The sequence below is a fragment of the Clostridia bacterium genome (assembly GCA_035561135.1).
Taxonomy (GTDB): domain Bacteria; phylum Acidobacteriota; class Terriglobia; order Terriglobales; family Acidobacteriaceae; genus DATMYA01.
In genome coordinates, this window is record DATMYA010000011.1 from 1 (window position 1) to 25,932 (window position 25,932).

Sequence of the window (25,932 nt, forward strand, 5' to 3'; positions counted from 1 at the left end):
CGAGGAGAGCGGTCAGTATCACACATGGTTCCGCCAGTACTCGCCCAACGCCGGACGCTGGCTGACTCCCGACCCCGCAGGACTCGCCGCCGTCGATCTCCTCAATCCCCAGAGCTGGAACAGGTATGCCTACGTGATGAACCGGCCAACCAATCTGATTGATCCGTTAGGTCTCGGCGATTGCGGACCCGGCACAGTGGAAGACTTCATTCCGAACAGTCCCGGCTCCGTTGTGGTGGAGGTTTCCAGACCTTGTCCTTCACTGTCGAACGCGGGCGCACTGCCGACAGGATTCGCTTTTGGTTGGCCAACAGGCGGCGGAAGTGTAGCCCAGATGGAGCTAATGGTGGACGGCGACAGTGGCGGTTCCACTGCACCCGCAAACAACGGAAAGAACTGCCCGAGTGTTCCAACGCATCCCGGTTACGCGAATATCAATGCCAATATGGCAGCGGCGAAGTCGGCTCCGTTCGCTATGTATTCGTTCTACAAACTAGTTCGGAATCACGGGCCCTGGGACTACAAGCAAGCCAAGAACTTGAATGATTTCGGGCAAATCATCCCTAAGTCCCCCTTTGAGGATTTCGGAAACTTCAACTACGGTGCAACCGCCGCTTCGCTTGGGCTACCGCTGAGTGTAACCCTGAGAGCGGCCGGATACGCGGGAGTGAAGTCTGACACCGGATCGACGTGGGACGCGATCAAAGCTGCCCTAGGCTCTGCCCCTTACGGGGACGACTCGCATGATCAGCAATTGATCGTCAACGGGTACAACTTCTCCGGACAGGGGTGTAACGAGTGAGACCGCTACGGTTGTTTGCACTGCTTGGTCTGCTAGTCGCTATTGCGGCGTCGTTCGGTTGCAATCTTTGTAAGGATGAGATCATCGACAAAGTCAGCGCTCCAGGGGGTGGCCCGACGGCGGTTACTCGCACGAGGGACTGTGGGGCCACTACAACGGAAACGATGTGGGTGAGCATTCAAGGCGATCCCAATCAGAAGGACGTTGCTGCGAACCATGTGTTCGTCTTAAGGCGTATTCACCGCGTTCACGTTTCTTGGAAAGATAAAGAAACGCTGGTTATCGATTGCCGGGACTGCAGGCCGGACGAAGTGAGATTGCAGGTGACAAAGCTGGGGTCCACGCGGATCGAATATGAATGACGATCTCATCAGCCTCACCGTTGTTCCCGCAAACAACGGCCGGGTGCCCCAGGTTCACGCCGTGTTGTTCGGCGTTAACCTGGGACAAGGAACACTCTCGATTCGGCAGGGCTAGGTTTTTCACTCTCCCGATCACGTGCTATCCACTCCGACTCGATCTCAACCGTCCCCGCCTCCCGGAACGCATAGTGGCGGAAACTGCTCCACTTCCATTCCGCGGCTGTGGCGCACAACCCGCGCCTCACCGGGTTCTGGTGAATGTACCGTAGTTTCTCGACAAATTGACGGTGATTGCGGACGTTCGTATCGTAGTACCGCTTCTGCCAGAACACGCCGGGGGCTTGATCCACGCGAATCGATTTGACCTGTTTTGAGAATGATAGTTTCAGGAAATGAATTGCTTCTGCGAGATTCCCACGATAGGGTTCGCTGAGCAGAAGGTGTGCATGTTCTGGCATCACAACAAACCCGTACACGCGCGACTGAAAGCGGCAACGCATCGCCTCAAGCCGTTCTACAAATAACTGGCAGATTTCGGGAGAGACAAGCTTCTGACCGCGACGATAGGAGCTAAACGTCACGAAATGACTCTGTTTCGACTGATGTAGTCTGCGGAGGCCGCCCGTCATATGTCGACACTACGACTGTGAATCTTCGGCGTAAAGAAATTGTCTTCGGAGAAGTAGTGACTCCCAGGTTAACGCCGAACAGCACGGCGTGAACCTGGGGCACCCGGCTAGTCGCTATGTCCAACAGCCCAACCTAAGGCGAGAATGAGGGCAACAAGAATTGCTGTGCCAATTGCGAACTTCTGCCCGCCAGTGAGGTTTTGTGCTCGGATCTGCGCGACATCTGAATATTTTACGTTTCGTCGCAATCCTGTTTTCGCGTCCGAAATCGTAAACGTTTCATCATCTGCGGCGGAAATAAAGCCTTTTATGCGAGTTCCGCTCTGAAGTCTTACGGCAACTCTCGTTTCATCGCCGGTGCCAATTCGTAATAGTCCTGCCCGCACCTGCTGCGCCCTGGTTGGCTCCGTCACTTTCATCACCGCGAATGCGGCGGGCGCTAAGCAAATGTAAAGAAAAACACAAATCATCCCCACTGCGATCCTATTCCGCATGTACGTCCTCCTTCTGCGAGTTTCCCGGATGCTCTTGATAAAAACGCTGGCGGGTGGCCCAATGCAAGCCGTCGGCTTGCATGGGGGTTAAGACACGAAATCCCGGGGTTGGGTTAACCGATTCGCCTCGACCAGCAGCTTGCTTTCGACCCTTGCCTGACCTGCAATCCAAGTTTTCCTTGCGGACCGCTTGGCGCGATCAATCTGGCTTGGGCTCCGGGCTCACTGCCAACCGGGTAAACCGACTAACTCCCCGGGACTTCATTCTTGCCTTCGACGCTTCTTGTTCTCCTCGACCAGCAGATCGCTAATAGACCCTCACGGCCCCTCTGCTCCTCACATCCCAGGATGTCGTCAACAAGCTTGGCAGCCATGAACGCCATTTGCATGTGCGCCTCAGCCACCTTGCGCTTCACCCAGCCGACGCCGGGTGGGCGTACTGAAGACTCGCATCTTCAGCTTTCGGACCGATCGGATTCACCGTCGCGAATCTTTTCGGTCCAGTGAGGGAACCGTCGCTCCCTCTCGATCCGACGGAACCGGAGTCCCTATCGAATCGCCGAACACTCGCGTATTCGGCTGTGCTTGCGACTTCCATCCCAAGCTGGGAAGTAGTGAGCTCGCTTGAGCCCCGGACTCACCGCCAACCGGGAAAACTTCAGAAACTGTCAAAGAACGAGTCTGTTCTACGCCTGCCATTTTCAGAGTCAACCGAAAATAAGCAACTTTATTCCCTTTGTTTTCAAGCGAGTGCAGCTCGTCCACAGGTGCCTGCCCGAAAAAAGTGCAAACCTTCGTGTGCCATCGATGCCGCGCACTCTGGCCTCGTGTTATGGACGGCGCGCCACACGGCGTACACCCGCATCTTCGTTGGCCCGGTACATGGTTGCGCGCGGAGAAGCGCCGGGCGGGCGCGATCTAAGCCTGAGGATGTCAACGCGATTTGCAAATGTGCAAATACTGGCAAAAACGGCTTCGCTGGCGGGGTTTTGGGTTCAGCTAAATCGCAGCTAAATGTAGTGTCCAGCGTTATGGAGGGCTTCAACGGCGCTTTCGAGATGGTGACTCTTCACCAGGATGTAGTCGGTGTCGAAGGTGGAAAGCGCGAAGATTCCGATCAAGGCTTCCGCCAGCGACTGGAGGCAAGCGTTCAGCACGCCCGTGAGTTCGAACGGAATCGGCCCTTCGATTTCAATGCATGCCCAATCGTGTTCCGCGTTGAGCGAGTCCAGTACAGGTTCCGGAATGACATCGCGGCCGCAGACGACGGACAATTCGTGCGGAGTGTGCGTGATTGAAAAGAAATCGCTGGCTAGCGCCCACTCTGGAATCGGAGCGGTCGGCGCGAAGCGGCACACGCTGTAAACGCCGGGAAGCACGTGCAACCGCAATCTGTGTCGTGCAGGTAAACTACTGCTGGCCAACGCCGGCCTCCTTGCCTAGCGCCCTATGCAGCGCAGCGCGCGCCAGCAATCGCGTGGAGTCCAGCACCGGGAGCGGTGACGTCTCCGGCGTAACGAGCAGCGGAATCTCCGTGCAGCCGAGCACGACCGCATCGCAACCCTCGGCTTTCAGGCGATCAATCACCTGCCGGAAAATCCCAAGCGACTCTGAGCGCAACACGCCGTTGACCAGTTCATCGAAAATGATGTGGTTGATCTTCTCACGATCCAGCGGCGAGGGTATCCGATACTCAATGCCGTTGCGCCCCAGCACTTCTGGATAAACCGGCCCTTCCATCGTGTATTTCGTGCCGGTCAGGGCGACGCGCCGGAAGCCGCGGCGTTTTGCTTCCGCCGCAACCTCCTCGCCAATGTGCAGCCACGGGAGGCGCGAGCGCTCGGCGACGATGGGAAATGCGCGATGGATCGTATTGTCAGGCGTGAGAAGAAAATCGGCGCCGCACTCAGATAGCTTTCCTGCCGACGAAAGCATGAGTTCTGCCACCCCCTGCCAGTCGTCGCGGTAAATACATTCCATGTACGCGCTGAGCGGACGCGTATGCATCGATATTTCCGGATGCGCGTGCCTGCCCATCAGCGCCGGGGCTTCGGCACAGATTGTTCGATAGCACAGAGCGGCCCCTTCGGCGCTGCAAGCTACGATTCCGATGTGCTGTGCCATTCGACTTAGGTCTCCGTTTCCATCGACGCAACGCGTTATTCAAACACAACTGAACGCGCTGCGGGATCAAAAGAGCTGGAGGAACTCTCGTTTTTTCTCTTCCGGCAGGAACGAAGCGCGAAACGAATTCTGTGCGATGGCGCGGAGTTGGCCATCGGTGAACCCGAACTCGTTTTGCGCAAACTGGTATTCGCGCGCTAGCGAGGTGCCGAACATCTCGGGATCATCGGTGTTCAGCGTGACCATCGCGCCAGCATCCATGTAGCGGCGCACCGGGTGCGAGCGCGTTGAGAGGCAACAGCCCGTGCGCAGGTTGCTGCTGATGCAGATTTCCAACGGAACCTGGTCGCGCACGAGGCGCTGCATCAGTTCCTCATCTTGCCAAGCGTGGAGCGCATGGCCTATGCGTTCTGCGCGCAAGACGTCCAGCGCGGCCCAGATCGACTGCGGGCCGACTGTTTCTCCCGCGTGCGCCGTAAGTCGAAGAGAGTTTTCGGCGGCATGGGCATAGACCTCGTCGAACAACTCCGGTCCTGCCATGCGTTCGTCGCCGCCAATGCCAATGCCAACCACGTTGCGCTCGCGAAACTGCACTGCTTTGTCCACAACCCTGCTGCCTTCGTCCGGGCCAAAGTGTCGCACGGCGTCGAAGATCCACAATATCGAAACGCCGAAATCCTTCTCGCCGCGCGCGCGGCCCCGCTCCATTCCCTCGAAGAGCGCGTTGAAGTCCTGTCCGCGCCAGAAGACCACGCCGACCGATACGAACACTTCCGCATGAAGCACGCGCTCGGCGGCGAGCTTGCGCATCATTTCGTATGTGACAAGTTCGTAATCGTCTGCATCGCGCATGCGCTCCGTCACGGCCTTGAACGCCATTAGAAAGCCTGTGAAGTCCTTGTACAAATAAAGCTGGCGCGCGTCTTCCACCGTCAGTTCGCGGTGACTGTCGGGGGACGGTGTGTAGCGATTGTTCTGCCAGGGGAATTCCGAGTTGTGCTTGCGGCTGAGTTCCGCCAGTGTTTCGGCGTTAACCGAGCCCTCTAGGTGAAGATGCAACTCCGCCTTCGGCAAGTTCAGGATGAAGTCGCTGGGCTTCACGTGATCGGAGATGGGCGTGTGCGGCACTGCAGAGTTCGACAACATAAAAGAATTATCCCAAGAAATATCATCCTGAGTTTGCGCCAGAGTCACACATCGAAAGATTTGCTTAATTGTGCGGCAGCACAATGCAGTTCCTTCGCTTCGCTCATGCCCGCGGTCTTTTGCATACGGCTTCGACTTCGCGGCAGCCTGTAAACCCGGCGCTATTGATCAGCGCCGGGCTTTAGAAAACTCGCTGTGATGACGGCTGTACAGGAAATAGATGCACATTCCAATCGCCAGCCATGCGAAGAAGCGCAGCCAATTCATGATCGGCAGTCCGGCCATGAGGAGCACGCAAGTGATGATCGAGAGAATCGGGATGACCGGTCCGCCGGGAACACGGAACCCGCGTGGGCGGTCCGGTTCGCGGTAGCGCAGGATGAGCACGCCTCCGGACACCAGCGCGAACGCAAACAGCGTGCCGATGTTGGAGAGGTCTGCCAATGTGCCAATGTCGAGCAGGCCAGCAGGAATTCCCACCAGCACGCCCGCAACCCAGGTGGAGAAATCGGGCGTACGGAAGCGCGGGTGCACGTGACCAAAGATGCGCGGCAGCAATCCATCGCGAGACATGGCAAACCACACACGCGCTTGTCCGAGCTGGAAAACCAGCAGCGAAGAGACCATCCCCATAATGGCGCCAAACAAGACGGCCAATCGCACCCAGTGAAGATTCAGGTTACGGAGCGCATTCACCACCGGAGCCGCATCGCCCTCCATGGTTGACCAATACCGTATGCCGGTCAGCACCACGGCCACGGAGATATATAGGACGGTGCAGATGGCGAGTGTCGCCAGGATGCCTATCGGAATATCGCGGCGCGGATTCTTGGCTTCTTCCGCGGCGGTGGACACAGAATCAAAGCCTATGTACGTGAAGAAGATAATAGAGCCGCCGGTCAGCACTCCGCCCCATCCATTCGGCGCAAACGGATGCCAATTCGTCGGGTTGATGAATCGCGAAGCAAACAGCACGAACACCATGATGGCGGCGATCTTCAGCAACACCATTACGTTGTTCGTCTCCGCGGACTCGCGGATTCCGCGCACCAGTACGACGGTGAGCACCATCACGACCACAAATGCTGGAAGGTTGAATCCGAAGTGCCAGCCCGCCGCATGACCAGCGCCGCCCGAGGGCAGGAACGCGGGATTCGACCACTGTGGCGAGAGATGCAAGCCAAAGAAGTCCAATAGATCTACAAGGTGTGCCGAAAAGCCCACCCCCACAGCCATGTTGCTGACGGCGTATTCAAGGATGAGGTCCCAACCGATGATCCACGCGATCAGTTCGCCCATGGTGGCGTACGTGTAGGTGTAGGCCGAGCCGGCGATCGGAATCATGGAGGCCAGTTCCGCATAGCACAACGCGGTGAAGGCGCATACAACCGCCACCAGGAGGAAGGACAACGCTATGGCAGGGCCGGCACCCGGACGACCGAATGTCGGGGAGCGATGGATCAGGTACTCCAGCAGCGGGGCGTTAACAATCGAGCTGAACTGCAGCTTCTGTCCCGCGATGGCGGTTCCAATGACGGTGAAAATCCCCGATCCGATTACGGCTCCGATGCCGAGCGCGGTAAGCGACCAGGGTCCGAGTGTTTTCTTAAGCCGATGTTCCGGCTGTTCCGATTCCGCAATGAGCTTGTCGATGGACTTCTTGGCGAAAAATTGCGTGGGCAGGTGAGTGCTCCCTAAATGGATTTTGGGGAAGACTACCGAGCACTGCCAAAGCATAGAACGGGCGTGAACCGCCGCCCAGCATCGCATACCCTGCGGTACTACGGCGGCGGATACACGTCCGCCATGCTTCGACTGAGTTGTTGCGGGCCCTTTGAAATTACCCTAATTAGCGCTTCGAAACGCCACGCGCCAACTTCTTGACCTTCTGCTTCTTTTCACCTCGCGGGTGCGTGCGTGGAGCTTTTGGGGCGGCCTTCTTGCGCGCCGTGCGCTTCTTCTCTTTGCGTTCTTCCTTGGCGAGAGCTTTCGTATTTGCCATTCGACTTAGGTTCCTTTATTTGCGTTCTTGGATTCTTTGCGCTCGTCACACACAGGCGCTCACGCACTGCGGTTTTACACCTTTGCCAGTTGCGCGTACTTCTCCACCAGCTTTTTCAAGCCGAAGCGAGGAAATTGTACCGTAATCTTCGCATCTTCTCCCTCACCTTCGCGCAAGTAAACCGTTCCCTCACCATATTTCGGGTGACGGACGCGGTCTCCTTTCCGGAATCCGCGCTTGCCTGAAGGCTCAGGAATGTCAATTTTCGGCCGTGAAAACTTCTTCCCGCGCGAAGCGAAGAACTCCGCGATATTGTCGATCGAATTGTAAGCCTTGCCCGAATACGAAGTCGCAGGCTTCTGTATGGCGTACTGAACTCTCTGGTCTTCGTTCTCGTAATCGTAGTGCGAAGACGTGAACTCATCATCCCCAGCATTCGCCGTGATGTGCTTGCGCCGGGGCGAGCCTGCGTCTTCGATCAACTGCGGAGGAATCTCTTCGAGGAATCGCGATGCAACCGTAGGTTCCGCGCTGTCTGATCCGTAACGCCGTCGGAAGCAAGCGCGGCTGAGCATCAGCGTATCCATCGCGCGCGTCATGCCGACGTAGCACAAGCGCCGTTCCTCCTCTACCTCGTCGGGCGACATGAGCGTACGCGAGTGCGGGAACAACCCCTCTTCCATTCCGACAAGGAATACCAGCGGGAACTCCAACCCCTTCGCTGCGTGCAGTGTCATCAGCGTGACCTGTTGCGCCGAATCGAACTGATCGGCATCACTCACCAGGGCCGCATGATCCAGGAACTCCGTGATGGTCTCGCCGCGGTCGCGCGAATCCATGGCGGCGTTCACCAGTTCGCGCAGGTTCTCAATGCGCGACAAAGCTTCCGGCGTGTCTTCCGCTTCGAGCAGTTGAATGTACCGAGTGCGATCAATCAAAAACTTCAGAAGCTCGGCGGTATTTGCCGCTCCTCCAGGTACACGAAAGCCCTCAACCGCCTCATCCGCTTCCGCCGAGTCGCCTGCTGCCGTCGCATGGTCGTCGGTAAAGCTCTCCGGCGAGAAATCTACGCTCCCTTCGCCAAACGAGAAGCCATGTTGGTCGCCCAATTCCGATGAAATTTCCGGAATATCAATGGCCGCAGGCTTGGTCCCTTCGGCGGCCTTCGCCGTCTGCAACGTCGCACTCAAGCGATCGGCATACGTGCCCTGCAACATCGCTCGTGCGTCGTCGATGATTTCGCGGAAAGTTTTCAGCGCCGCACACGCTCGGGCCGGAAGCAGTTGGCGGGCAATCACGTCGCCGATAGCGCTCCACAGAGAAACGCCGGTCTCGAGCGCGACACGCTCCACGGTTTCCATGGTCGTCTTGCCGATGCCACGGGTGGGTGTGTTCACCACTCGCATCAGGGCAATCGAGTCGTCCGGATTCAGGATGAGCTTGAGGTACGAGATCATGTCCTTGATCTCGGCACGGTCGTAGAAAGAGAAGCCGCCGACCACGTGATATGCGACCTGGTAGCGGCGCAGCGCTTCTTCGAATAGTCGCGACTGCGAGTTCGTGCGGTACAGCACCGCCGCATGCGGTGTCTGTCCTTCATCGAGCGATTTCTGGATGTACTTGGAAATGTTGTCGGCCACGAACAGCGCTTCGTTCTCTCCGTCAGGCGCTTCGTAGTACCCGATCTTTGCACCGCCCTGACGCGCCGTCCACAGACGCTTGCCCTTGCGCTTCACGTTGTTTGCGACCACGGCGGACGCGCCTTCCAGGATGTTCTGCGTCGAGCGATAGTTCTGCTCAAGGCGAACGATCTTGGCATTCGGGAAGTCCTGCTCGAACTCCAGGATGTTGCGGATGTCGGCGCCACGCCAGGAATAGATCGACTGATCTTCGTCGCCAACGGCACAGACGTTGTGACGAGAGCCGGCGAGGCACCGCATGATTTCGTACTGCGGGCGGTTCGTGTCCTGGTATTCGTCCACGAGCAGGTGGTGATAACGGCGGTTGTACTTCTCGCGAACTTCGCCAACACCCTTCAGCAGGCGCACCGTCTCCAGCAGCAAGTCGTCGAAGTCGAGTGCATTGGCCTTCGCCAGCTCTTGCTTGTACAGCTTATAGATCTGCGCAATCTTCTCAGTCTTGGGATCGCCCGAGTGCAGGTAAACATCCTCGGGGTCGAGCATGTGGTTCTTCGCCCACGAAATGCGCGACAGCACGGCCTGTGGCTTCAGTTGCTTGTCATCGATCCCGAGCCTGCGCAGGGCGGCCTTCACGACCATCTGCTGGTCGCTTTCGTCATAGATGACGAAGTCTTTCGTGAAGCCCTTGCCATTGACTTGCAGGGCTTGGATATCGCGGCGCAGCACTCGCACGCAGAACGAGTGGAAAGTTGAGATGGCCGGCTTCGCCAACGTCCTTCCGCCCACCAGTTTCTCCACGCGCTCGGCCATCTCGGCCGCTGCCTTGTTGGTAAAGGTGACAGCGAGAATAGTCTCCGGCGCGACGCTCACGTTCTCCACCAGGTGGGCGATACGGTAGGTGATGACGCGCGTTTTGCCCGAGCCCGCGCCAGCCAGGATCAACACCGGCCCGTCCACGGTCTCTACGGCTTCGCGCTGCTGCGGATTGAGTTTTTCGAGAAACTGCATGGAAAAATGGGACCGATTATTTGGGAAGTGCCACTGAGCTACTAAGCCGCTAAGCCGCTAAACGAAACCACAAAGGAACTTGCTTTTCTCAGTAGCTGAGTAGCTCAGCAGCTTAGTAGCTAATTCGGCTTGCGCTCGCTGTCGTGTGTCTTCATGTCCTGGGCCAGGCCCTTCACGGAATCGCGTCGCGCTTTGCACTCAGCGCACGGACAAACGTCGCGCAGGAAATCCCATGAGTAGATACCGTGCTGGTGGCCGTCGTTCCATGTGAAGCGAATGGCGTACTTGCCGACCGGCTCGACTTCCGTCGGACGCGCCAACGCCTTGAACATTGGCAACTGTCCAGCCACGGGCTTGAGCGGATCGCCCGGTTCGCGTCCGTCTTTGCCACGCTCATCGTCACACAACGCGCATGGACAGGCGTCGCGGAGGTACGGAAACGAGAAAACGCTCCGGTGCCCATCCTTCCATTCGATCTCCATGCCGGTGCCGGCGGTTTTGTTCACCTTCACCGATTTGGGTTCTGCATTCGGGGACATATAGCCTAGTATCGCACACGCAAAGCGACGTTGCAGACCGCCAGAATGTTGCGATTGACGGATGACAACTCAGTCCCGGCAGCGAACCAATTCAAGTTGCGTTTTGTCACTACCTCGCCTACCAGTGGCGCCGTGGACGTGTACGTAACTGTCCCAGAAGCGGATTTGTCTTCCGTCGCTCCCACCTTTTCCGCAGTGGGTTTCGGCGGATTTGCCGGCTACCTCAGCAGTCCTCAAGGTAAGTTGCAGGTGCGCGTTACGGCCGCGCGCGCACCAAGAAGGTCTTCGCGGACACCGGAGCGATAACATTCGCCGCAGGGCAGATTAGAACGGCGGTGCTGACCAACCCTCCCGGTACCGCAACGGAACCACTCGGGATTGTGCTGCTGCAGGACTTGGAGTGAGGCTCAGGATGGCTACTGAGGGCACGTCGGCCTGCGCCACCATGAGACGAACGAACAAGACACTGGCCTGTATCTCCGGACCGGGGAAGGTGGATAGCTGGTGGTAAGGCGATATATCGTCAGCTACCGAGCAACAGCTGCCATGCGCTTGGCAAACCAACGAACAGTTGCAAATAGCACCCAGACAGATATGAATGCGGCGAGGGCCGCTAAAATCCAGAGCAACGCGTCTTGAATGCGAATGATGCTCATGTGTAGGCCGCTGCCAGCATCACCGTCGTAGGTGTAGAACCGCGCCACATTTAGCGCCAGCCAAATGTTCGCCAGCCCGAACCCGATTGACACAAGTGACAGAAATGCGAGGTGTGCGCCTCTACTCGCGTTGCGATAAATTTGCCATTGAACAAACATCAGCGCGATACAAGCGACAGCAACAACCGCACGGACGATTTCTGATTGTGAGAATACCGACACCAGCAGCAACCACGCAGCAAATGCGACTATAAATGGCCAGTGCCGCGCGACGTAACGGTGGTGAACGGAGTCAGTCACGTCAGCACTTTACGCCGATTCTCAGCTAAGTTCCACGATTGTTGACGATATCAGGCCATACCACTCACTATCCCGCAAATCTGGATTGCTTACGAGATGGCGATATCTCAACAACTATCTTCAAGAAGCCACTTCGAAAGCCCCAAGTTCCGGTGTCTATTCAAGATATGAGACTGCGAACCGTGCTTCCGTTTGGCGTGTTGCTACTCGCTGGAGTGGCATTCGCGCAGACGGAACCTAAATTGCCGTGCAAGTACGACGATGTGGTGCTTCACAAGCCTGACGGTAAAATTGCGCTCCTTACGTCGGACGACATGAAGTCCAAAGCAATACACAAGCAGGACATCTCCGGCCCAATCAAACAGTGGGACATAAAGGGAACCACAATCGTGGATGTACTCGTTGCACCCGACGGCCATGTAATCTGCACGAAAAGCCTGATTGGCCATCCGATAATTCGCAAGTCTGTCGAAGATGCGCTCAGCAAATGGAAGTTCACTCCAGTCGATGTGGGCGGCGAGAAGGTCGCATATGTTCGTCGGATGGAGTTCACTCTGTGCAACATTTCGTGTGGGGAGTCTGGCCCTTCAATGACCATACTCAAGTGATGGGTTGTTGGCGATATCAGGCCATACCGTAACCTATCCAGCAACTCCCGATTGTGAGTGGTAAGGGGATTTCTCGCTAACTATCTCACCCGCGCTCTCAACCCGAGCAGTGCGTACACAATCGCTGCATAAAGAATGGAGTTGAGGACAGGGATTCCAATCATCCAAAAAGCTCTGCCGTCTCCAAGCGCCCAAGGCGGACAGATAATGTACGGCAGCCTCCAATACACAAAGTCCAGCCACGGTGGGACATCCTTTGCAGTAAACAGCAGCATTTGGAAGAACCCACACCAAACGGGAATAAGGAATCCCACAACGGCAGCGGCGATAATCCACCTGCGCATCTGCGCTCCAGAACGCTCCGATGCAGTTTTTATGCGCTGCCCCACGACTCGTCAAGAGATAGTTGGCGGTATCAGGCCATACCACTCACTGTCCCGCAGATCTGGATTACTTACGGTACAGGGATTTACCGCAGATGTCGTACGCACTCCGGTCTCTCAGAACCCAGCTGTTCGACGCTTAATGGTGCGCGAGTTTCTGAAGTGGGATTCCGTCCATACACAATGGGCATGTTGCTGGCGCCCACATTTCGTTCGGCAACGCAACAAGGGTTCGCACCACAATGCCTTGCTGTTCAGCAAATCTAAAGAGGGAGTCGCCAAGTACGACCAGAGAGGCAATGCCGACTACCTCGGCACCCGCTGTCCTGAGGCTCTGCAAAGTTCCCCGCACGGCCGACCCGGCGCTGATTACATCATTCACCACCGCAACGCGCCTTCCCGCCACCGACTGTTGCAGCGCTTGTGGAAGCTCATATGCCACTGCGAACATGCGTTCTTCAGTGCTTTCATCAAGACGTAATGTGTATACGAATTCCCGCTGCAATTCCAATGCTGCAACCAGAGCCACGAAAGCCCCTTCAATCAGCGGCCCGCAAATCACCTCCGGTTTAATCTCAGTGATTTCTCTGCAGAGTTCCAGCACAAACGGGCGAAGACAAGCTGGTCGCTGACATAAAGTTTCAAGGTCGAACCACAGGTCGCTGTGGTAGCCGGATTCGTACATGAAATAGCCATGTCGAGCGTTTGCAAGTGAAAGGAGATCGTCAGCTTTCATGTCATGGACAGTTTAGTTGCCTCTAAATCAACGCCAAGCGTCGTGGCAAACTCAAATTGTATGACTTAGGAGACAATGACGGCCACCGAGATTACTGTTGATGATGGCCTTACCACACCCTATCTATGCCGAGCCCGGTTAACGGATTACGGGCGGAGGGCGGGCGACCCGGTAACCGATCCAGCACCAGAAAAGCCTCAGGGTTGCCGAATTCGCATTAACTCCGGTACAATCTAACCTTTGGCGACAGCCTTCCGTTCGAGCCAGATTCAACCCTCGCTCGAATAGCCCTAGTCTGCAACGGGGCACCCTTGGCGAATTGAACCGTCACGGTAGCCACCAGCCCTCGGGGCGTAATTCTCTCTGGAGCTTCCAGTCATGGCACAGGTTTGTGAAGTTTGCGGCAAAGGTCCGCAGTTCGGAAATAACGTCTCGCACGCGCACAACAAAACCCGGCGCCGCTGGAACGTCAATCTTCATCCGGTGAAGGCGAAGACGACGCAAGGCAACAAGAAGATGCGCGTCTGCACCAGCTGCCTGCGTGGCGGCAAGATCGTAAAAGCGTAACGAACTCGATGAAGCACTGACCGCGCTTCGCGGGTGCCCGGGACATTAGGATTGGTGTATGCAAAAGCCTCCGCCGCGGCGGAGGCTTTAATTTTTCTGCTGGCGCGCACCGTCTACTCAATCGCGATTGCGTCGATTTCTACCATGCAATCCTTCGGCAAGCGTGCGGCCTGCACGGTCGAACGGGCGGGCGGATTCGAAGTGAAGAAGCGTGCGTACACTTCGTTCATCGCCGTAAAGTCGTTCATATCCTTCAGAAACACGCCGCAGCGTACGACTTTCTCCATGCTCGACCCAGCCTGCCTCAGAATGCCGGCAATATTCTTCATCACTTGCTCGGTCTGCTCGGCGACGCCACCTTCCACCATCTGCTGCGTCGAAGGGTCCAGTGGTGTCTGACCCGATACAAAAATAAATCCGTTTGCCTTGATGGCTTGCGAGTACGGGCCGATCGCCTTCGGCGCGTCGGCTGTTGCTATCACTTCACGCATGACTTACAGTTCCTTTCGGTGCTTCGAAAAAAATTTTCTTTCGGCCGCCGGCCGTTCCCGGACTTCGCCATCGGCACCACCCATCCCGGCGGGACTTCAAGAACAGTGTATCTCCGCTCACCTCAATGAATCGACAGTCGCGAGAACTTCGATCTGAAAAGCGGAATTGAGCTGCTGACGCGCTGACCGATGAGCATGAAAGGGTTGGCCGTCCTGAGCCCGAGTCGAAGGAGCTATTTGTCCAGTTCGGTGCAGATTAAAGTGGTCCTTCGACTCCGCGACTGCGTCGCTCCGCTCAGAAAGATAAGGTCTGTAGTAACCCAGCAACTTAGTAGATCAACAGTACTACAGCTTTTGCACGCGTTGTACGTCGCGCACGCCAGGAATCTTTCGGAGGCCAATAACAATGCGGTTCAGGTGAGAGACGTCGTTAACGTCGAGTACGACATCGATGGTCGCGTAGCTATCCACGCCGCGCGCCTCGATGGTGCGGATATTCGTATTGTCGTCGCTGATGACGGACGTGATCTGTTTCAACATGCCCGCCCGGTCGTCTCCCAGGACGGTAAGCTTCACCGGATACGACGGCCTTGAGCCACCAATCTTCGGTTCCTTGGCACCCCATTCAACGGCGATGCGCCGCTCGGGCTCGTACATCAGGTTCTCGACATTCGGACAGGTCTTCGAATGCACGGCAACTCCCTTGCCGCGCGTGACATAGCCGACAATTTCTTCGCCGCGAATCGGATTGCAGCAGCGCGCGCGGTAGACCAGCAGGTCGTCGTGCCCGCGCACCGTGATCGCCGAACTTCCGCCACCACCAAAGACGCGCCGTACGACACTGGTGAAACTCGATGTCGTCTCGTCGGACGTACCGTTTTCACTGGCCCCGGCCGGCAGAACCTTGGCAAGAATCGACCGCGCTGAGTACTTGCCGTATCCGATGCCGGCCATCAGGTCATCGGGACGCGCGACGCCGTATTCGATCGCCACCTTCTGCAGCTCTGAGTCCTTGATTTCCTTGAACGCCAGACGATACTTGCGCGCTTCTTTCTCGATCAGCTTGCGGCCGATCTCGATGGCGCGTTCACGCTGATGCAGGTTCAGCCAGTGCTTTATCTTCTGACGCGCACGCGACGACTTGACGATGCCGAGCCAATCGCGGCTTGGGTGATGCCCTGCCTGGGTGAGAATTTCAACGATGTCGCCGGAGCGCAGCTTGTAGCGCAACTGCACGATGCGACCATTGACCTTTGCGCCTACGCAGGTGTTTCCGACTTCCGTGTGAATCGTGTACGCGAAATCGAGCGGGGTGGCATCGCGCGGCAGAATGACGACCTTCCCCTTCGGCGTAAATGTGTAAACCTCTTCCGGATACAGATCAATCTTCAGCGTCGACAGGAACTCGCTGGGATCGATCATTTCCCGCTGCCACTCCACGACCTGCCGCAACCAGGAGAGGCGCTGCTCGTCGCGCGCCGAGATCGGGCCGTCTTTGTACTTCCAGTGGGCGGCGATGCCTTCCTCGGCCATCTTGTGCATCTCTTGCGAACGGATTTGCACTTCGAAGGGATGACCGTCTTCCGCAATCACCGTCGTATGCAGCGACTGGTACAGGTTCGGCCGAGGCATCGCGATGAAGTCCTTGATGCGTCCCGGCACCGGACGCCACTGGTTATGGATGATGCCCAACACGGCGTAGCAGTCATTGACCGACTCGGTGATGATGCGCAACGCGAGCAGATCGTACATCTGATCCACGGTGATCTTCTGACGCAGAAGCTTCTGGTGAATCGAGTACATCCGCTTGATGCGCGAATCCACGCGTACCTGGAGACCGTTCTCCTTCAGCTTCGACGTGATCAGCGATTCCATGCGCGCCAGCAGTTTTTCACCTTGTTTGCGGCGCGCTTCCACGGCATCGTGAACCTTCTTGTACCCGACCGGGTCCACGTAGGGGAAGGCAAGGTCTTCGAGCTCGCCGCGGATCTTGCCCATGCCGAGCCTGTGGGCCAGCGGCGCGTAGATCTCCAGCGTCTCCTTGGCAATCTTGTACTGACGCTCAGTTGACAGGTGCTCAAGGGTCCGCATGTTGTGCAGACGGTCGGCCAGCTTGATGAGCACCACGCGGATGTCATCCACCATGGCGAGCATCATCTTGCGTACGTTCTCGGCCTGCGCCTCTTCGCGCGAGGCGAAGTCGATTTTGCTGATCTTGGTGACGCCCTCGACGATGTGCGCGACCTGCTCGCCGAACTTTTTGTTGATCTCCTCGATCGTGACCGTCGTGTCTTCCACGGAGTCATGCAGCAGGCCGGCTGCAATGGCCGTTGTGTCCAGCTTCATCTCCGCCAGCAGGGTCGCTACTTCGAGAGGATGAACGAGATAGGGTTCGCCGGAAGCTCTGGTCTGTCCGCTGTGGTTCAGGAGGGAAAAGTCGTAGGCTCTGCGTACGAGTTCCAGATCGTCATTCGGACGGTTCACGCGAGCCTTCTTCAGAAGGTCGCGGAACTTAGTGACCGTCAAAACATTGGTCGCGATCTGTTGGCGTATCGTCGCCATAATCGATTATAACGCTCGCAGTACACGTGCCTGAAAACGTGGCTGTTTGCCGCTCGCCAGGCGGTGCGTTACTACTTGGGAGCAAAACCTTTCGTCACCTTGCGGACGCAAGCGGGGGCTCCTACCATGGCGAGGTGCAATCCTGGAGGGAACCATGCCGTCCCTGCGTTCCATGGGTGTTCTGCTCTGTGCGGTTTTGTCTTTAGCCGTGACCTCTCTCGTCTGGACCGGTTGCGACGGTAATACCGGCGTAACGCCGGGCCGCGGTACGGGCGGCGGATCCGGGACAAACGCCGCTACATACCTGGTCGTGGCCGATTCAGGGTCCAACAGTGTTCCCGTGCTGGGCATTGCCGCGACAGGCAACATAACCCCGGTCGCAGGTTCGCCGTTTATCGCCGGGGCGCAGCCCATCGCTGTCGCGATCGCGCCTAACGGAAAGTTCATCTACGTCGCCAACATGAACTCCAGCACCGTATCGGCGTTCACGATTGCAGCCAATGGCACACTCAGCAGCGTAGGGGCTGCCGCAGCTAACACTGGATCCCAACCGGGCACTCTCGCTGTCGATCCCAGCGGAAAGTTCCTTATCGTAGGCAACCAGACCTCGCTGAGCCTTTCCATTTTCTCCATCAACGCAAGCACCGGGGCGCTGTCTGAAGTCGCGGCCGTTTCGCCCATGACGGTATCGTTCAGCCCGCGTGCCATCGTCTTCAGTGGAACGTTCGTATACGTCGAATCCGCGACCGGCATCGCCGGATTCCGGCTAGACACCGCAACGGGCGCGCTCGCAGCCATGGCGGGATCGCCGTTCACCCCGGCCACAATCTTGAACAACATCGCTGTCTCGCCGAACGGCAGATTCCTATACGCGCTTGATGGTAGCTCGAATCAGGTGCTCACCTTCGCACTCGATCCCAACACCGGAATACCTGTGGCGCAAGCTGGCGCCATCGCCTCCGGCGCCGATCCTGTGGCAATGCAGTTTGACCCGACAGGCAAGTTCCTTTACGTCGCCAACAGAAGCAGCAACGCCATCACGCAACTCAACGCCAATGCAACGACGGGCGCGTTGACCGCCGGAATTACCATCACAGACGTCGCGCAACCGACTGCGCTGGCTTACGACTCCATTAACAATCTGTTGTTTGTCATAAACAGTGGGAACCGGGTTTCCGTTTTCACTGTGACGGCCTCAACAGGCGCTTTGACGCCCGTGACCGGCTCGCCGTTCACCGTCGGAACTGCTCCTGCGTCAATGGCGGTGGCAAGGCCCTAAGCGCGCATTCTCGTGACTGGGCGTCGGCTTTGATTAGCCCGGCGCTCGTCGCTGCGCTGCAATAGGAAGGTATCGAAGTTGCTCGCCTGATTCGCGAACGAGGGCCGCACTGGAACGCCTCTCTCTTCGCTTTACTGATTCTGCTTTTCGCGCGCGATCTGCGCGACCGTGGCTTTCGTTGAGCTTATGTAATCGTCCGGCGCAATGAGGATCTGCAGCCCTCGCATTCCCGCCGAAATCGAAATCACATCCCAGAGATAGACCGTCTCGTCCACGAAGGCCGGATACGGTTTCTTGCATCCGAACACCGTCACGCCGCCTCGTATGTAGCCCGTCAACGGCTGAACCTCTTTGAGCGGAGCCATCTCGATCTTGCGGTCGCCGCTGGCCTTCGCGAGCGCCTTCAGATCGAGTTCAGCGTTGCCGGGCACAACCGCAAGGCAGATGCCATTGCGGTCACCGCGTGCCACCAGCGTTTTGAATACCTGCTCCGGTGGAAAGCCGACCTTCGCCGCTACCGTCTCCGCTGAGAGATCGTCGGGATCGACCTCGTACTCGCGAAGCTCGTACTTCACTCCGAGTTCATCGAGAATCCGCGCTGCGTTCGTCTTGCTCATCGCTCTTTAGACCGCGCTCTCTCGAACTGCTCGACGCGTTCGCGGACGCCCAGAACGTGAATTGGCAGCGCGAGCCGCGAGCCTTCTTCAATCACGGGAATCAGCTTGTCGAAATCCGGGCCCGAGTGCGTACCCGTCACGGCAATGCGCACGGGATGGAACAGCTCCTTCCCCTTGACTCCGGTCTCGGCCTTCACTTCATTCAGAATCGCTTTGAAGCGTTCCGCTGGCAGTGGCTGTGCCTCGGCGTTGATCTTTGCTGCAAAAGCATCCAACACCTTTGGCGTGGTCGCCGAGTTCATCACCTCGGCGTTGTCCCGCGACGTTAGTGCCGCCGTAGCGTCGTAGCCCAGTGTTTTCGCCGCACGTTCAGGCATCTGGTCGAGCTTGTCCACATACGGCGCGAGTACTCCGACCAGCCTTGCGAACCACGTCTCGAACTCCGGCGCAGGTTGCTGTGGCAAAATGCCAGCGGCGACAAAGAACGGACGCGCCAGTTCGACAATCCGCTCAGGCTTCGATTCCTTGATGTAGTGACGGTTCAGCCAGTACAACTTTTCAAAATCGAAGATCGCGGGCGAAGGCGTTACCCGTCGCAAGTCGAATTCCTTGACCAGTTCTGCCGGCGAGAATATCTCGCGCGCACCGCCTGTTGGTGCCCAACCCAGCAGCGCCATGTAGTTCATCAAGGCTTCCGGCAGCACACCCATGTCGCGAAAGTTCGCTACCGAAGTCGCGCCGTGGCGCTTTGAAAGACGCTCGCGATCCGGTCCGAGGATCGTAGAAAGGTGCGCGAACTCCGGCACTGGCCACTCCAAGGCTTCATACACCGCAACCTGCTTCGGAGTGTTCGACAGGTGATCGTCGCCGCGAATCACGTGCGTAATCTGCATCTCTGCGTCATCGACGACGACAACGTAGTTGTAAACCGGCACGCCGCTGGAACGCACGATGATCGGATCGCTCACCACTTCGTTCGAGAACTCGACCGCGCCACGAACCATGTCGTGGAAGCGAATCGGATGTTCCGGAATCTTCAGCCGAATGGCGTAAGTCTCCCCTGCGTCTCGCCGTCGACGCACCTCTGCGAGATCGATGTTGCGGCATGTTCCGGGATAGTTTGGCTGGCGCTGTTCTTTCATGGCCAGCTCGCGATGAAGTTCCAGCTCCTCTACGGAGCAGAAGCAGTAGTAAGCCTTGCCTTCGGAAACCAGGCGCTCCGCGTGTTCCTTGTAGACGCCCAACTTGTCTGACTGCCGGTAGGGCGGAAACGGCCCACCTGCATCCGGCCCCTCGTCCCAGTCGATGCCGAGCCACTTCATATCTTCGAGCAGTTGCGTCTCGAAGCGAGTTTCGCTGCGCTCGACATCGGTGTCCTCTATGCGCAACACCATGCTTCCGCCCTGCTGGCGGGCGAACAACCAATTAAATAGCGCCGTGCGCGCATTGCCTACGTGCAGATGACCGGTGGGGGAGGGAGCGAAGCGGACGCGCACTTTCGCGCCCGAAGAGCCTGCTGGATGAGCCATGCAGAAATGTTAGCAGACACTCTCGGGCCGGAGTTGTCGGGCTGCGTTAGTATCCGTAAATGGATCGTCGCTCATTTCTGCGTGCCCTGGGAGTCAGCGCCACAATTGCATCCTTCGGCAACACCCGCGCGTTTACGCGGACCCACAAACCGCAGGTCGCCATCACCATGGACGATCCCAGGTTGCAGCAGGCGCATGGCCTTACGGGCGAACAAATCAATCGCAAGATTCTCGACGCCCTCGATCGTCACAAGGTGAAGGCTGCGCTATTCGTCTGCGGGATGCGCGTCGATAGCGATGCCGGACGCGCACTGCTCGGCACCTGGAGCGATGCGAAGCATACGCTCGGAAACCATACCTATTCGCACTGGTATCTGCATTCCAAGCGCATAACACTTCCTGCGTTCTGTGATGACATCGCCCGAGGTGAGAGCGTCGCCTCGACATTCCCGCAGTTTCGGAAGCTCTTTCGCTTTCCGTTCTTCAAGGAGGGCGAGACGGCAGAGAAGCGCGATGGCGTTCGCCGCTTCCTCTCGAACAAAGGCTACCGAATGGGACGCGCAACAATCGATGCTTCCGACTGGGCAATCGACGCCCGCCTGCTGGCTCGGCTCCAGAAGCAGTCCGACGCAGACCTGGCACCCTATCGCGATTTCTACCTCGCACATATCGCGGAGCGTTCGCGCTACTACGACGACCTCGCGCACCAGGTTCTGGGCGGCCCCGTGCGGCACACGCTACTCATCCACCACAACCTGCTGAACGCGCTTTTCCTCGACGATCTGCTTCGTTCCTACCGGGACAAGGGATGGCAGGTAATCAGCGCGGATGACGCATACAGAGATCCTGTGTACCAACGCCAGCCAGAGATTCTTCCTGCCGGAGAAAGCCTCATCTGGGCCTTGGCGAAAGAAGCGGGCAAGTTCGAGTCCATCCTTCGCTACCCGGGCGAGGACGAACCCTACGAAAAGCCGAGAATGGACGCGCTGAACCTCTGAACTGTAGCCGCCTGAACTGTAGTTGCACGCCCACCATAAAAATTGTCCTCCTGGGCGAGGGCGTAAGAAATCAGACTTCAGACATCAGTCGCCAGACGACTTGCAGTCAGACATGAATACGCTTTTCTCGTCGAGGCAGCACAGAGAACCCCATTCTCATCCTATGCTGCGTTACCTATTCTGGCCCGGACTTCATGTCGAACGCTGATTTTGGAACCCTGACGCTCCAGCTATTTTTGTTGATTGCAGCAGCGCACCTGCTTGGACACGTATTCACGCGATTGCGCCAGCCGCGCGTAATCGGCGAAATCCTCGCTGGCGTTCTTCTGGGTCCCTCGACTCTTGGTCACTTTGCCCCGGCGGTCGCAGCCGCAGTGTTCCCGGGCGGGACGGGCAATGCCATCGCTCCAGCACACGAGGTGGTTCTCGGCTTTCTCTACAACATGGGACTCATGCTCCTCATGTTCACCTCAGGCGCCGAGACGAAGGGTTTGTTCCAACGCAGCGATCGGCGCGAAATCGCCTGGCTCGGGTCGGTGGGGACCGGCCTTCCGTTCGTTCTTGCCCTTGCGGCCGCTCCCTTTTTGCCCTTGTATCTATTGGCGGGCACAGCCCGGAACCGCGTCTCACTGCTGCTGGTCGTCGGCATTGCCGTGGCCGTAACTTCGATTCCGGTTATCTCGCGCATACTGCACGATCTTAAGATTCTGCACACGCGCTTCGCTCGACTTGTGCTTGGCGTCGCCGTTCTGGAAGACATCGCCCTCTGGGCGGTGCTCGCCATCGCGACGGCGCTCGCCGCATCATCCACCATTCCGCAGGCAGAAATCGTGCAGCATGTCGTAGCGACCCTGGTGTACTTCGCGCTGGGATTGACCGTTGCTCCGCGACTACTGAAACGGCTGAACCGCGCGCGCTGGAACATCCTTGCCAAGGCTTCTCCGGTTGGCTACGTCGTCGTGGTTCTGCTGGCATATGCGGCAGTTGCGGCTGCTCTCGATGTCTCCCTTGTGTTCGCTGCGTTTCTGGCAGGCTTTGGCATGGCGGCCGATGCCGAACGCATGGCCGACTCTCTCGACTCGCTCAAGACATTCTCCTTCGCCGTCTTCATCCCGCTGTACTTCGCCGTCGTCGGATACCGCCTCGATCTCAGCAGGAGCTTTTCGCTTTCCATGCTCGCCGTGTTCCTCCTCCTGGCGTGCGCGGTAAAGCTGTTCTCTGCCGGGCTTGGCGCCAAACTCGCAGGCTTTGGATGGCGCGATACCGTCAACCTTGCCGTCGCGACCAATGCACGCGGAGGGCCGGGAATCGTGCTCGCCAGCGTCGCCTACGATGCCGGCGTCATCAACGCCGCGTTCTATACGACTCTTGTGCTGGTCGCCGTGATCACGTCGCAAGCAGCCGGATTCTGGCTCGAATACGTGCTCCGCAAAGGTTGGCCTTTGCTATCGAGCCAACAAGCAGAAGTTGCGATCGAGCCGGGCGAATCCGCAGCCAGCGACAAAATTGCCGCCTGAGCAAGACGCGCTGCATTCAAGCTCACCGCCTACCTCAAAAGAAAAAGCACGGTCGCTTCGACCGTGCTTTGATCCGGCGAGTTCACGTTCTTACGTGATTCGCTTCGCGAAGTCCTCGTATCCCTTGCGGCCCATCAGCCCGTACGTGAGCTTCTTGCCAAGCTCGACTCCCGGCTGATCGAAGGCGTCAACGCCGTACAACTCGCCCGCGAACGCCGTCTGGAATTCCAGCATCTGGAAGAAAGCGCCCATCGTTTGTTCATCGACACGCGGCAGCGTCCAACGACAGTTCGGGCGGCCGACTTCCGTGAGTGCAGCTTCGGTGGCACGACGTTCTGCGCTGAATAAGTCGCCCAGCTTCTTCCCTGCCAGGTAGCGGCAAGAATCGTATTGCAGGAAGTCACGCGGAATTTTCAGATCCACTCGCGGCTTCGCAACTTCCCAGAACGTAATCATCTTGTCGCGAGGCCCTTCGATGTAAAGCTGCACCTGCGAATGCTGATCGGTTACGCCGAGCGCCGCCACCGGCGTCTGTCCACATTCAACGGTGTCTCCGTTGCGATTGACGCGCTTGCCCAGCGACTCCGCCCAGAGCTGGCGGTACCAGAACGCCGATCCCCACATGTAGGAGGAATAGGCGAACACCACTTCAATGCTCTTGCGCCGCTTGGTATTCAGCGCATGATGCACGAGGGCCGACGCGAGCGCCGGGTTCTGCTTCACGTCGGTCTGCCAGCAGCGCGCGTTGGCTTCTTTCGCGCCTCGAAGCAGCCGCTTGATATCCAGTCCGATCAGCGCCGCCGGAACCAGTCCCACGGTCGAGAAGACGCTGAAGCGCCCTCCTACATTCGACGGCACGAAGAACAGCGGATACTGCTCCTGCCTGGCGATGGCCAGCAGGTCGCCCTTCTGCGCGTCGGTGATGGCGATGATCCGCGAACGTGCTTTTTTGCCAAGCGCCACGGTGAGCCACTCGCGCACGATCATGAAGGTGCTGAGCGTTTCTGCCGTCGAGCCCGACTTGGCGATTACGCACACGGCCGTCCGCTTGGGGTTCAGGCCATCGAGCGCCGCCGCAACCAGGCCCGGGTCAACGTTGTCGAGCACCACCAGGCGCGGTCGCACGGACCCTGGCCGCGCCGAGGACGTTGCCTTCCGCTGCGAGTTGCCAATCGGACTCTGAACCGGATGCGGCCCGCGCATCGCCACGTCAAGCGCGTACGCGCCCAGCGCGGAGCCTCCAATGCCGACAAGCAACACGTCATCGATCTGCGGACGCAAATCATCCGCGAACTCGGAAATCGCCGTTGCCGTGCGCGTATCCTCGGGCAATAACGGAAAGCCTATGTCTCCGCTTTGCACGCGCGAATGGAAGGCCGCGACTGCGGCCTTCGCCGCTTTCTCGTCCAGTTCACCGGGACGAAGCCCGTCGTCGCCGACACGGTTTTCCATCACATTGTCGAAATTGAATTGAATCTCTGCCATATTTGTCTTCCTGGTAAGAGGGAGATGTCACAGCGTCATAACAGAATCAGAACACCCAAGAGTAAACGCCGGGCACCGCGCGCGCAAAGCGTCACTGCTGCCACAAAGGCGTTTTTCCGGATCGCTGCGGAAGGGGGCGAGCTTTCGGGCGACGGAAATTTTCAGCGCTTGAATGGCTCGCGCCAAGGTGCCGATCTCGGGATCGGAGATGAGCAGGTGGACGTGTTCGGGCATCAGTGTGAATCCGTAGACACGGAAGCGATGGTTGCGGCGCATGCGTTCGAAGGAGTCGATGAATACGTTACACGGACGAGCGTCAGCGAGGCGCCGGTTGCCGCTTGTAACAACTGAAGGTCACGAAGTGCGACTGATTCGTCTCGTGGTATCGCTTGAGCCCGTACGGCATGCAAAGAGGGTAGCACTGTCACAAAGGAAAGACCCACATCTGCGAACACCGCGCAGATGTGGGGCACCGTCAGAGATGTGGGCCACCAGCCTGGGCATCGTACTGATGCCCAGCGTCATACACGTAGAATTCACGAGGGGCGATCCGCAAGGCGGAACGTTCCCGTGGCTTTACTCGACTCGAGGTCTTCGCCCCATAGTTGAATCTCGTAATCGACATCGAGCGATAATGAAAACGCGGCAATGCCAGTGGGAGTCACCACCGCATATGCTCCCGAGGCTACGCCGGTGAGAGCCACCGGATTCTCACCAACCTTAAGTTCGATTTGGTTTATTTGTGGCGTACCAGACTGAGTCTTCAACTCCCAGACCACTGCCCGCGAGGTCTTGTTCACGAGCCTGATGCGTTTCACTGTAGTCTGGTATTCTCCGAGTGTCTGCACATCCACTGTGACTTTATCGCCAGATTGAACGATGCGCAGCGGCAGCTTGTGACTGCACCCAGCTCCGAACATCAACGCTAGAATCGTCAAAGCAATCCACCATTTCATATCGCCTCCGCTCAGTCCGACCCCGTCTCTTTCTTGAACACATTGATGAATGAGCGGAAGACCGAGGTCTTCTGCTGACCCCAAGTGGACGTCTGCTGAACCAAGCCCGGCTGGCGGGTGGCCGCGTTTCACCGGATTGCGATGCATGTACTTCAACTTCTCGATTCCTTTGCGTTCGCTCCACACGTTGAAGTCGTAGTGGCGTGCCAGCCAGAAGGCCTCGCGCAAGCGCCAGTTGACGTTAACTGACCGGAGCTACATAGGTTCGGCTGATGCGATCGTGCCAGCAGAGCATGTCCGGATCGACGTACGCCCACACGAATCCGAGGCCCATGGATGCGCCTGAGAGCACCAGCGCCAGCGCGCGGTTCTTGCGCTCGGCCCAGTTCGGATGCCGGCCTTCGAACGTTCGGAGCGTGATGCCTGCCATCTGCATGCCTACAGTGCGCCCGCAATATACGAGCAACAGATACTGGTAAACGCACCAGAAGAAGCACGGCAC

At 57.9% G+C, this 25,932-nt stretch carries 25 protein-coding genes; 7 read left to right on the top strand and 18 right to left on the bottom strand.

Features of this window, described 5'->3' with window-relative positions; genetic code table 11:
• Both VN622_03660 and VN622_03665 read left to right on the top strand, forming a co-directional pair.
• On the top strand, positions 1-802 hold an 802-nt coding region (locus tag VN622_03660), incomplete at its 5' end, for an RHS repeat-associated core domain-containing protein (GenBank protein HWR34952.1).
• A 354-nt stretch (positions 803-1,156) separates the two neighbouring features.
• Entirely contained in the window at positions 1,157-1,279 is a 123-nt protein-coding gene (locus VN622_03665) for a hypothetical protein (protein ID HWR34953.1), read from the top strand.
• On the opposite strand, the gene VN622_03670 is transcribed toward VN622_03665, so the two are convergent.
• The 10 genes from VN622_03670 to VN622_03715 all read right to left on the bottom strand — a co-directional run bounded on the left by VN622_03670 (position 1,239) and on the right by VN622_03715 (position 11,702).
• The gene (locus VN622_03670) at positions 1,239-1,793 is read right to left on the bottom strand and encodes a transposase (GenBank protein HWR34954.1); all 555 of its coding nucleotides are present in this window, start codon (positions 1,791-1,793) and stop codon (positions 1,239-1,241) included. The genes VN622_03665 and VN622_03670 overlap by 41 nt on opposite strands.
• Before the next feature lie 107 nt (positions 1,794-1,900).
• The gene (locus VN622_03675) at positions 1,901-2,287 is read right to left on the bottom strand and encodes a hypothetical protein (protein ID HWR34955.1); all 387 of its coding nucleotides are present in this window, start codon (positions 2,285-2,287) and stop codon (positions 1,901-1,903) included.
• A 1,010-nt stretch (positions 2,288-3,297) separates the two neighbouring features.
• Positions 3,298-3,711 (bottom strand): ACT domain-containing protein, encoded by a 414-nt coding sequence (locus VN622_03680; protein ID HWR34956.1) that lies wholly within the window; start codon positions 3,709-3,711, stop codon positions 3,298-3,300.
• Positions 3,698-4,411: an amino acid racemase gene (locus tag VN622_03685; protein ID HWR34957.1), complete on the bottom strand. Its 714-nt coding sequence runs from the start codon at positions 4,409-4,411 to the stop codon at positions 3,698-3,700. The genes VN622_03680 and VN622_03685 overlap by 14 nt, the downstream gene beginning before the upstream one ends.
• Before the next feature lie 66 nt (positions 4,412-4,477).
• Positions 4,478-5,557 carry an adenosine deaminase gene (gene add / locus VN622_03690; protein ID HWR34958.1) on the bottom strand — a complete coding sequence of 360 codons (1,080 nt, stop codon included), beginning with the start codon at positions 5,555-5,557 and terminating at the stop codon, positions 4,478-4,480.
• A 168-nt stretch (positions 5,558-5,725) separates the two neighbouring features.
• Positions 5,726-7,294 (bottom strand): amino acid permease, encoded by a 1,569-nt coding sequence (locus VN622_03695; GenBank protein ID HWR34959.1) that lies wholly within the window; start codon positions 7,292-7,294, stop codon positions 5,726-5,728.
• A 112-nt stretch (positions 7,295-7,406) separates the two neighbouring features.
• Positions 7,407-7,559 (bottom strand): hypothetical protein, encoded by a 153-nt coding sequence (locus tag VN622_03700; protein HWR34960.1) that lies wholly within the window; start codon positions 7,557-7,559, stop codon positions 7,407-7,409.
• A gap of 74 nt (positions 7,560-7,633) precedes the next feature.
• Entirely contained in the window at positions 7,634-10,207 is a 2,574-nt protein-coding gene (locus tag VN622_03705; GenBank protein ID HWR34961.1) for a UvrD-helicase domain-containing protein, read from the bottom strand.
• Positions 10,208-10,326: 119 nt separating this feature from the next.
• Entirely contained in the window at positions 10,327-10,746 is a 420-nt protein-coding gene (locus tag VN622_03710; GenBank protein HWR34962.1) for a DUF971 domain-containing protein, read from the bottom strand.
• Between the two features lie 527 nt (positions 10,747-11,273).
• Positions 11,274-11,702: a hypothetical protein gene (locus VN622_03715; protein HWR34963.1), complete on the bottom strand. Its 429-nt coding sequence runs from the start codon at positions 11,700-11,702 to the stop codon at positions 11,274-11,276.
• A gap of 152 nt (positions 11,703-11,854) precedes the next feature.
• Between VN622_03715 and VN622_03720 the strand changes: the two genes are divergently transcribed.
• Positions 11,855-12,310 carry an energy transducer TonB gene (locus tag VN622_03720; protein ID HWR34964.1) on the top strand — a complete coding sequence of 152 codons (456 nt, stop codon included), beginning with the start codon at positions 11,855-11,857 and terminating at the stop codon, positions 12,308-12,310.
• A gap of 522 nt (positions 12,311-12,832) precedes the next feature.
• On the opposite strand, the gene VN622_03725 is transcribed toward VN622_03720, so the two are convergent.
• Positions 12,833-13,429 (bottom strand): phosphoribosyltransferase family protein, encoded by a 597-nt coding sequence (locus VN622_03725; GenBank protein HWR34965.1) that lies wholly within the window; start codon positions 13,427-13,429, stop codon positions 12,833-12,835.
• Positions 13,430-13,807: 378 nt separating this feature from the next.
• On the opposite strand from VN622_03725, the gene rpmB reads away from it, so the two are divergent.
• A complete protein-coding gene (gene rpmB / locus VN622_03730) occupies positions 13,808-13,996 on the top strand; it encodes a 50S ribosomal protein L28 (protein HWR34966.1) in 189 nt (62 codons plus the stop codon).
• Positions 13,997-14,109: 113 nt separating this feature from the next.
• On the opposite strand, the gene VN622_03735 is transcribed toward rpmB, so the two are convergent.
• Positions 14,110-14,487 (bottom strand): RidA family protein, encoded by a 378-nt coding sequence (locus VN622_03735; GenBank protein HWR34967.1) that lies wholly within the window; start codon positions 14,485-14,487, stop codon positions 14,110-14,112.
• Positions 14,488-14,832: 345 nt separating this feature from the next.
• A complete protein-coding gene (locus VN622_03740) occupies positions 14,833-17,049 on the bottom strand; it encodes a bifunctional (p)ppGpp synthetase/guanosine-3',5'-bis(diphosphate) 3'-pyrophosphohydrolase (protein ID HWR34968.1) in 2,217 nt (738 codons plus the stop codon).
• Between the two features lie 154 nt (positions 17,050-17,203).
• Here VN622_03740 and VN622_03745 point away from each other — a divergent pair, with 154 nt between their 5' ends.
• Positions 17,204-18,328: a beta-propeller fold lactonase family protein gene (locus VN622_03745; protein ID HWR34969.1), complete on the top strand. Its 1,125-nt coding sequence runs from the start codon at positions 17,204-17,206 to the stop codon at positions 18,326-18,328.
• Positions 18,329-18,459: 131 nt separating this feature from the next.
• Here the strand turns inward: VN622_03745 and ybaK are convergent, their stop codons facing one another.
• Together ybaK and gltX are read right to left on the bottom strand one after the other, a co-directional pair.
• A complete protein-coding gene (gene ybaK / locus VN622_03750) occupies positions 18,460-18,945 on the bottom strand; it encodes a Cys-tRNA(Pro) deacylase (GenBank protein ID HWR34970.1) in 486 nt (161 codons plus the stop codon).
• A complete protein-coding gene (gltX, locus tag VN622_03755) occupies positions 18,942-20,474 on the bottom strand; it encodes a glutamate--tRNA ligase (GenBank protein ID HWR34971.1) in 1,533 nt (510 codons plus the stop codon). Before gltX ends, ybaK begins: the two co-directional genes overlap by 4 nt.
• Positions 20,475-20,533: 59 nt before the next feature.
• On the opposite strand from gltX, the gene VN622_03760 reads away from it, so the two are divergent.
• Together VN622_03760 and VN622_03765 are read left to right on the top strand one after the other, a co-directional pair.
• Entirely contained in the window at positions 20,534-21,472 is a 939-nt protein-coding gene (locus VN622_03760; protein HWR34972.1) for a polysaccharide deacetylase family protein, read from the top strand.
• Positions 21,473-21,666: 194 nt separating this feature from the next.
• Complete coding sequence (locus VN622_03765; GenBank protein HWR34973.1) at positions 21,667-22,989, top strand: cation:proton antiporter; 1,323 nt, start codon at positions 21,667-21,669, stop codon at positions 22,987-22,989.
• A gap of 90 nt (positions 22,990-23,079) precedes the next feature.
• Here VN622_03765 and VN622_03770 read toward each other — a convergent pair whose 3' ends face one another.
• The 3 genes from VN622_03770 to VN622_03780 all read right to left on the bottom strand — a co-directional run.
• Positions 23,080-24,474 carry a glucose-6-phosphate isomerase gene (locus tag VN622_03770; GenBank protein ID HWR34974.1) on the bottom strand — a complete coding sequence of 465 codons (1,395 nt, stop codon included), beginning with the start codon at positions 24,472-24,474 and terminating at the stop codon, positions 23,080-23,082.
• Between the two features lie 536 nt (positions 24,475-25,010).
• Positions 25,011-25,430 (bottom strand): hypothetical protein, encoded by a 420-nt coding sequence (locus VN622_03775; GenBank protein ID HWR34975.1) that lies wholly within the window; start codon positions 25,428-25,430, stop codon positions 25,011-25,013.
• 241 nt (positions 25,431-25,671) lie between these two features.
• Positions 25,672-25,932, bottom strand: a 261-nt coding sequence (locus tag VN622_03780) for an RDD family protein (protein HWR34976.1), incomplete at its 5' end; no start/stop codon positions are given.

Bases quoted from the DNA above. Each gene is read 5' to 3' on its own strand.
- VN622_03665 (HWR34953.1), top strand. From the start codon at position 1,157: ATGAATGACGATCTCATCAGCCTCACCGTTGTTCCCGCAAACAACGGC.
- VN622_03670 (HWR34954.1), bottom strand. From the start codon at position 1,793: ATGACGGGCGGCCTCCGCAGACTACATCAGTCGAAACAGAGTCATTTC.
- VN622_03675 (HWR34955.1), bottom strand. From the start codon at position 2,287: ATGCGGAATAGGATCGCAGTGGGGATGATTTGTGTTTTTCTTTACATT.
- VN622_03685 (HWR34957.1), bottom strand. From the start codon at position 4,411: ATGGCACAGCACATCGGAATCGTAGCTTGCAGCGCCGAAGGGGCCGCT.
- add (HWR34958.1), bottom strand. From the start codon at position 5,557: ATGTTGTCGAACTCTGCAGTGCCGCACACGCCCATCTCCGATCACGTG.
- VN622_03695 (HWR34959.1), bottom strand. From the start codon at position 7,294: ATGCTTTGGCAGTGCTCGGTAGTCTTCCCCAAAATCCATTTAGGGAGC.
- VN622_03700 (HWR34960.1), bottom strand. From the start codon at position 7,559: ATGGCAAATACGAAAGCTCTCGCCAAGGAAGAACGCAAAGAGAAGAAG.
- VN622_03705 (HWR34961.1), bottom strand. From the start codon at position 10,207: ATGCAGTTTCTCGAAAAACTCAATCCGCAGCAGCGCGAAGCCGTAGAG.
- VN622_03710 (HWR34962.1), bottom strand. From the start codon at position 10,746: ATGTCCCCGAATGCAGAACCCAAATCGGTGAAGGTGAACAAAACCGCC.
- VN622_03725 (HWR34965.1), bottom strand. From the start codon at position 13,429: ATGAAAGCTGACGATCTCCTTTCACTTGCAAACGCTCGACATGGCTAT.
- rpmB (HWR34966.1), top strand. From the start codon at position 13,808: ATGGCACAGGTTTGTGAAGTTTGCGGCAAAGGTCCGCAGTTCGGAAAT.
- VN622_03735 (HWR34967.1), bottom strand. From the start codon at position 14,487: ATGCGTGAAGTGATAGCAACAGCCGACGCGCCGAAGGCGATCGGCCCG.
- VN622_03740 (HWR34968.1), bottom strand. From the start codon at position 17,049: ATGGCGACGATACGCCAACAGATCGCGACCAATGTTTTGACGGTCACT.
- VN622_03745 (HWR34969.1), top strand. From the start codon at position 17,204: ATGCCGTCCCTGCGTTCCATGGGTGTTCTGCTCTGTGCGGTTTTGTCT.
- ybaK (HWR34970.1), bottom strand. From the start codon at position 18,945: ATGAGCAAGACGAACGCAGCGCGGATTCTCGATGAACTCGGAGTGAAG.
- gltX (HWR34971.1), bottom strand. From the start codon at position 20,474: ATGGCTCATCCAGCAGGCTCTTCGGGCGCGAAAGTGCGCGTCCGCTTC.
- VN622_03760 (HWR34972.1), top strand. From the start codon at position 20,534: ATGGATCGTCGCTCATTTCTGCGTGCCCTGGGAGTCAGCGCCACAATT.
- VN622_03765 (HWR34973.1), top strand. From the start codon at position 21,667: ATGTCGAACGCTGATTTTGGAACCCTGACGCTCCAGCTATTTTTGTTG.
- VN622_03770 (HWR34974.1), bottom strand. From the start codon at position 24,474: ATGGCAGAGATTCAATTCAATTTCGACAATGTGATGGAAAACCGTGTC.
- VN622_03775 (HWR34975.1), bottom strand. From the start codon at position 25,430: ATGAAATGGTGGATTGCTTTGACGATTCTAGCGTTGATGTTCGGAGCT.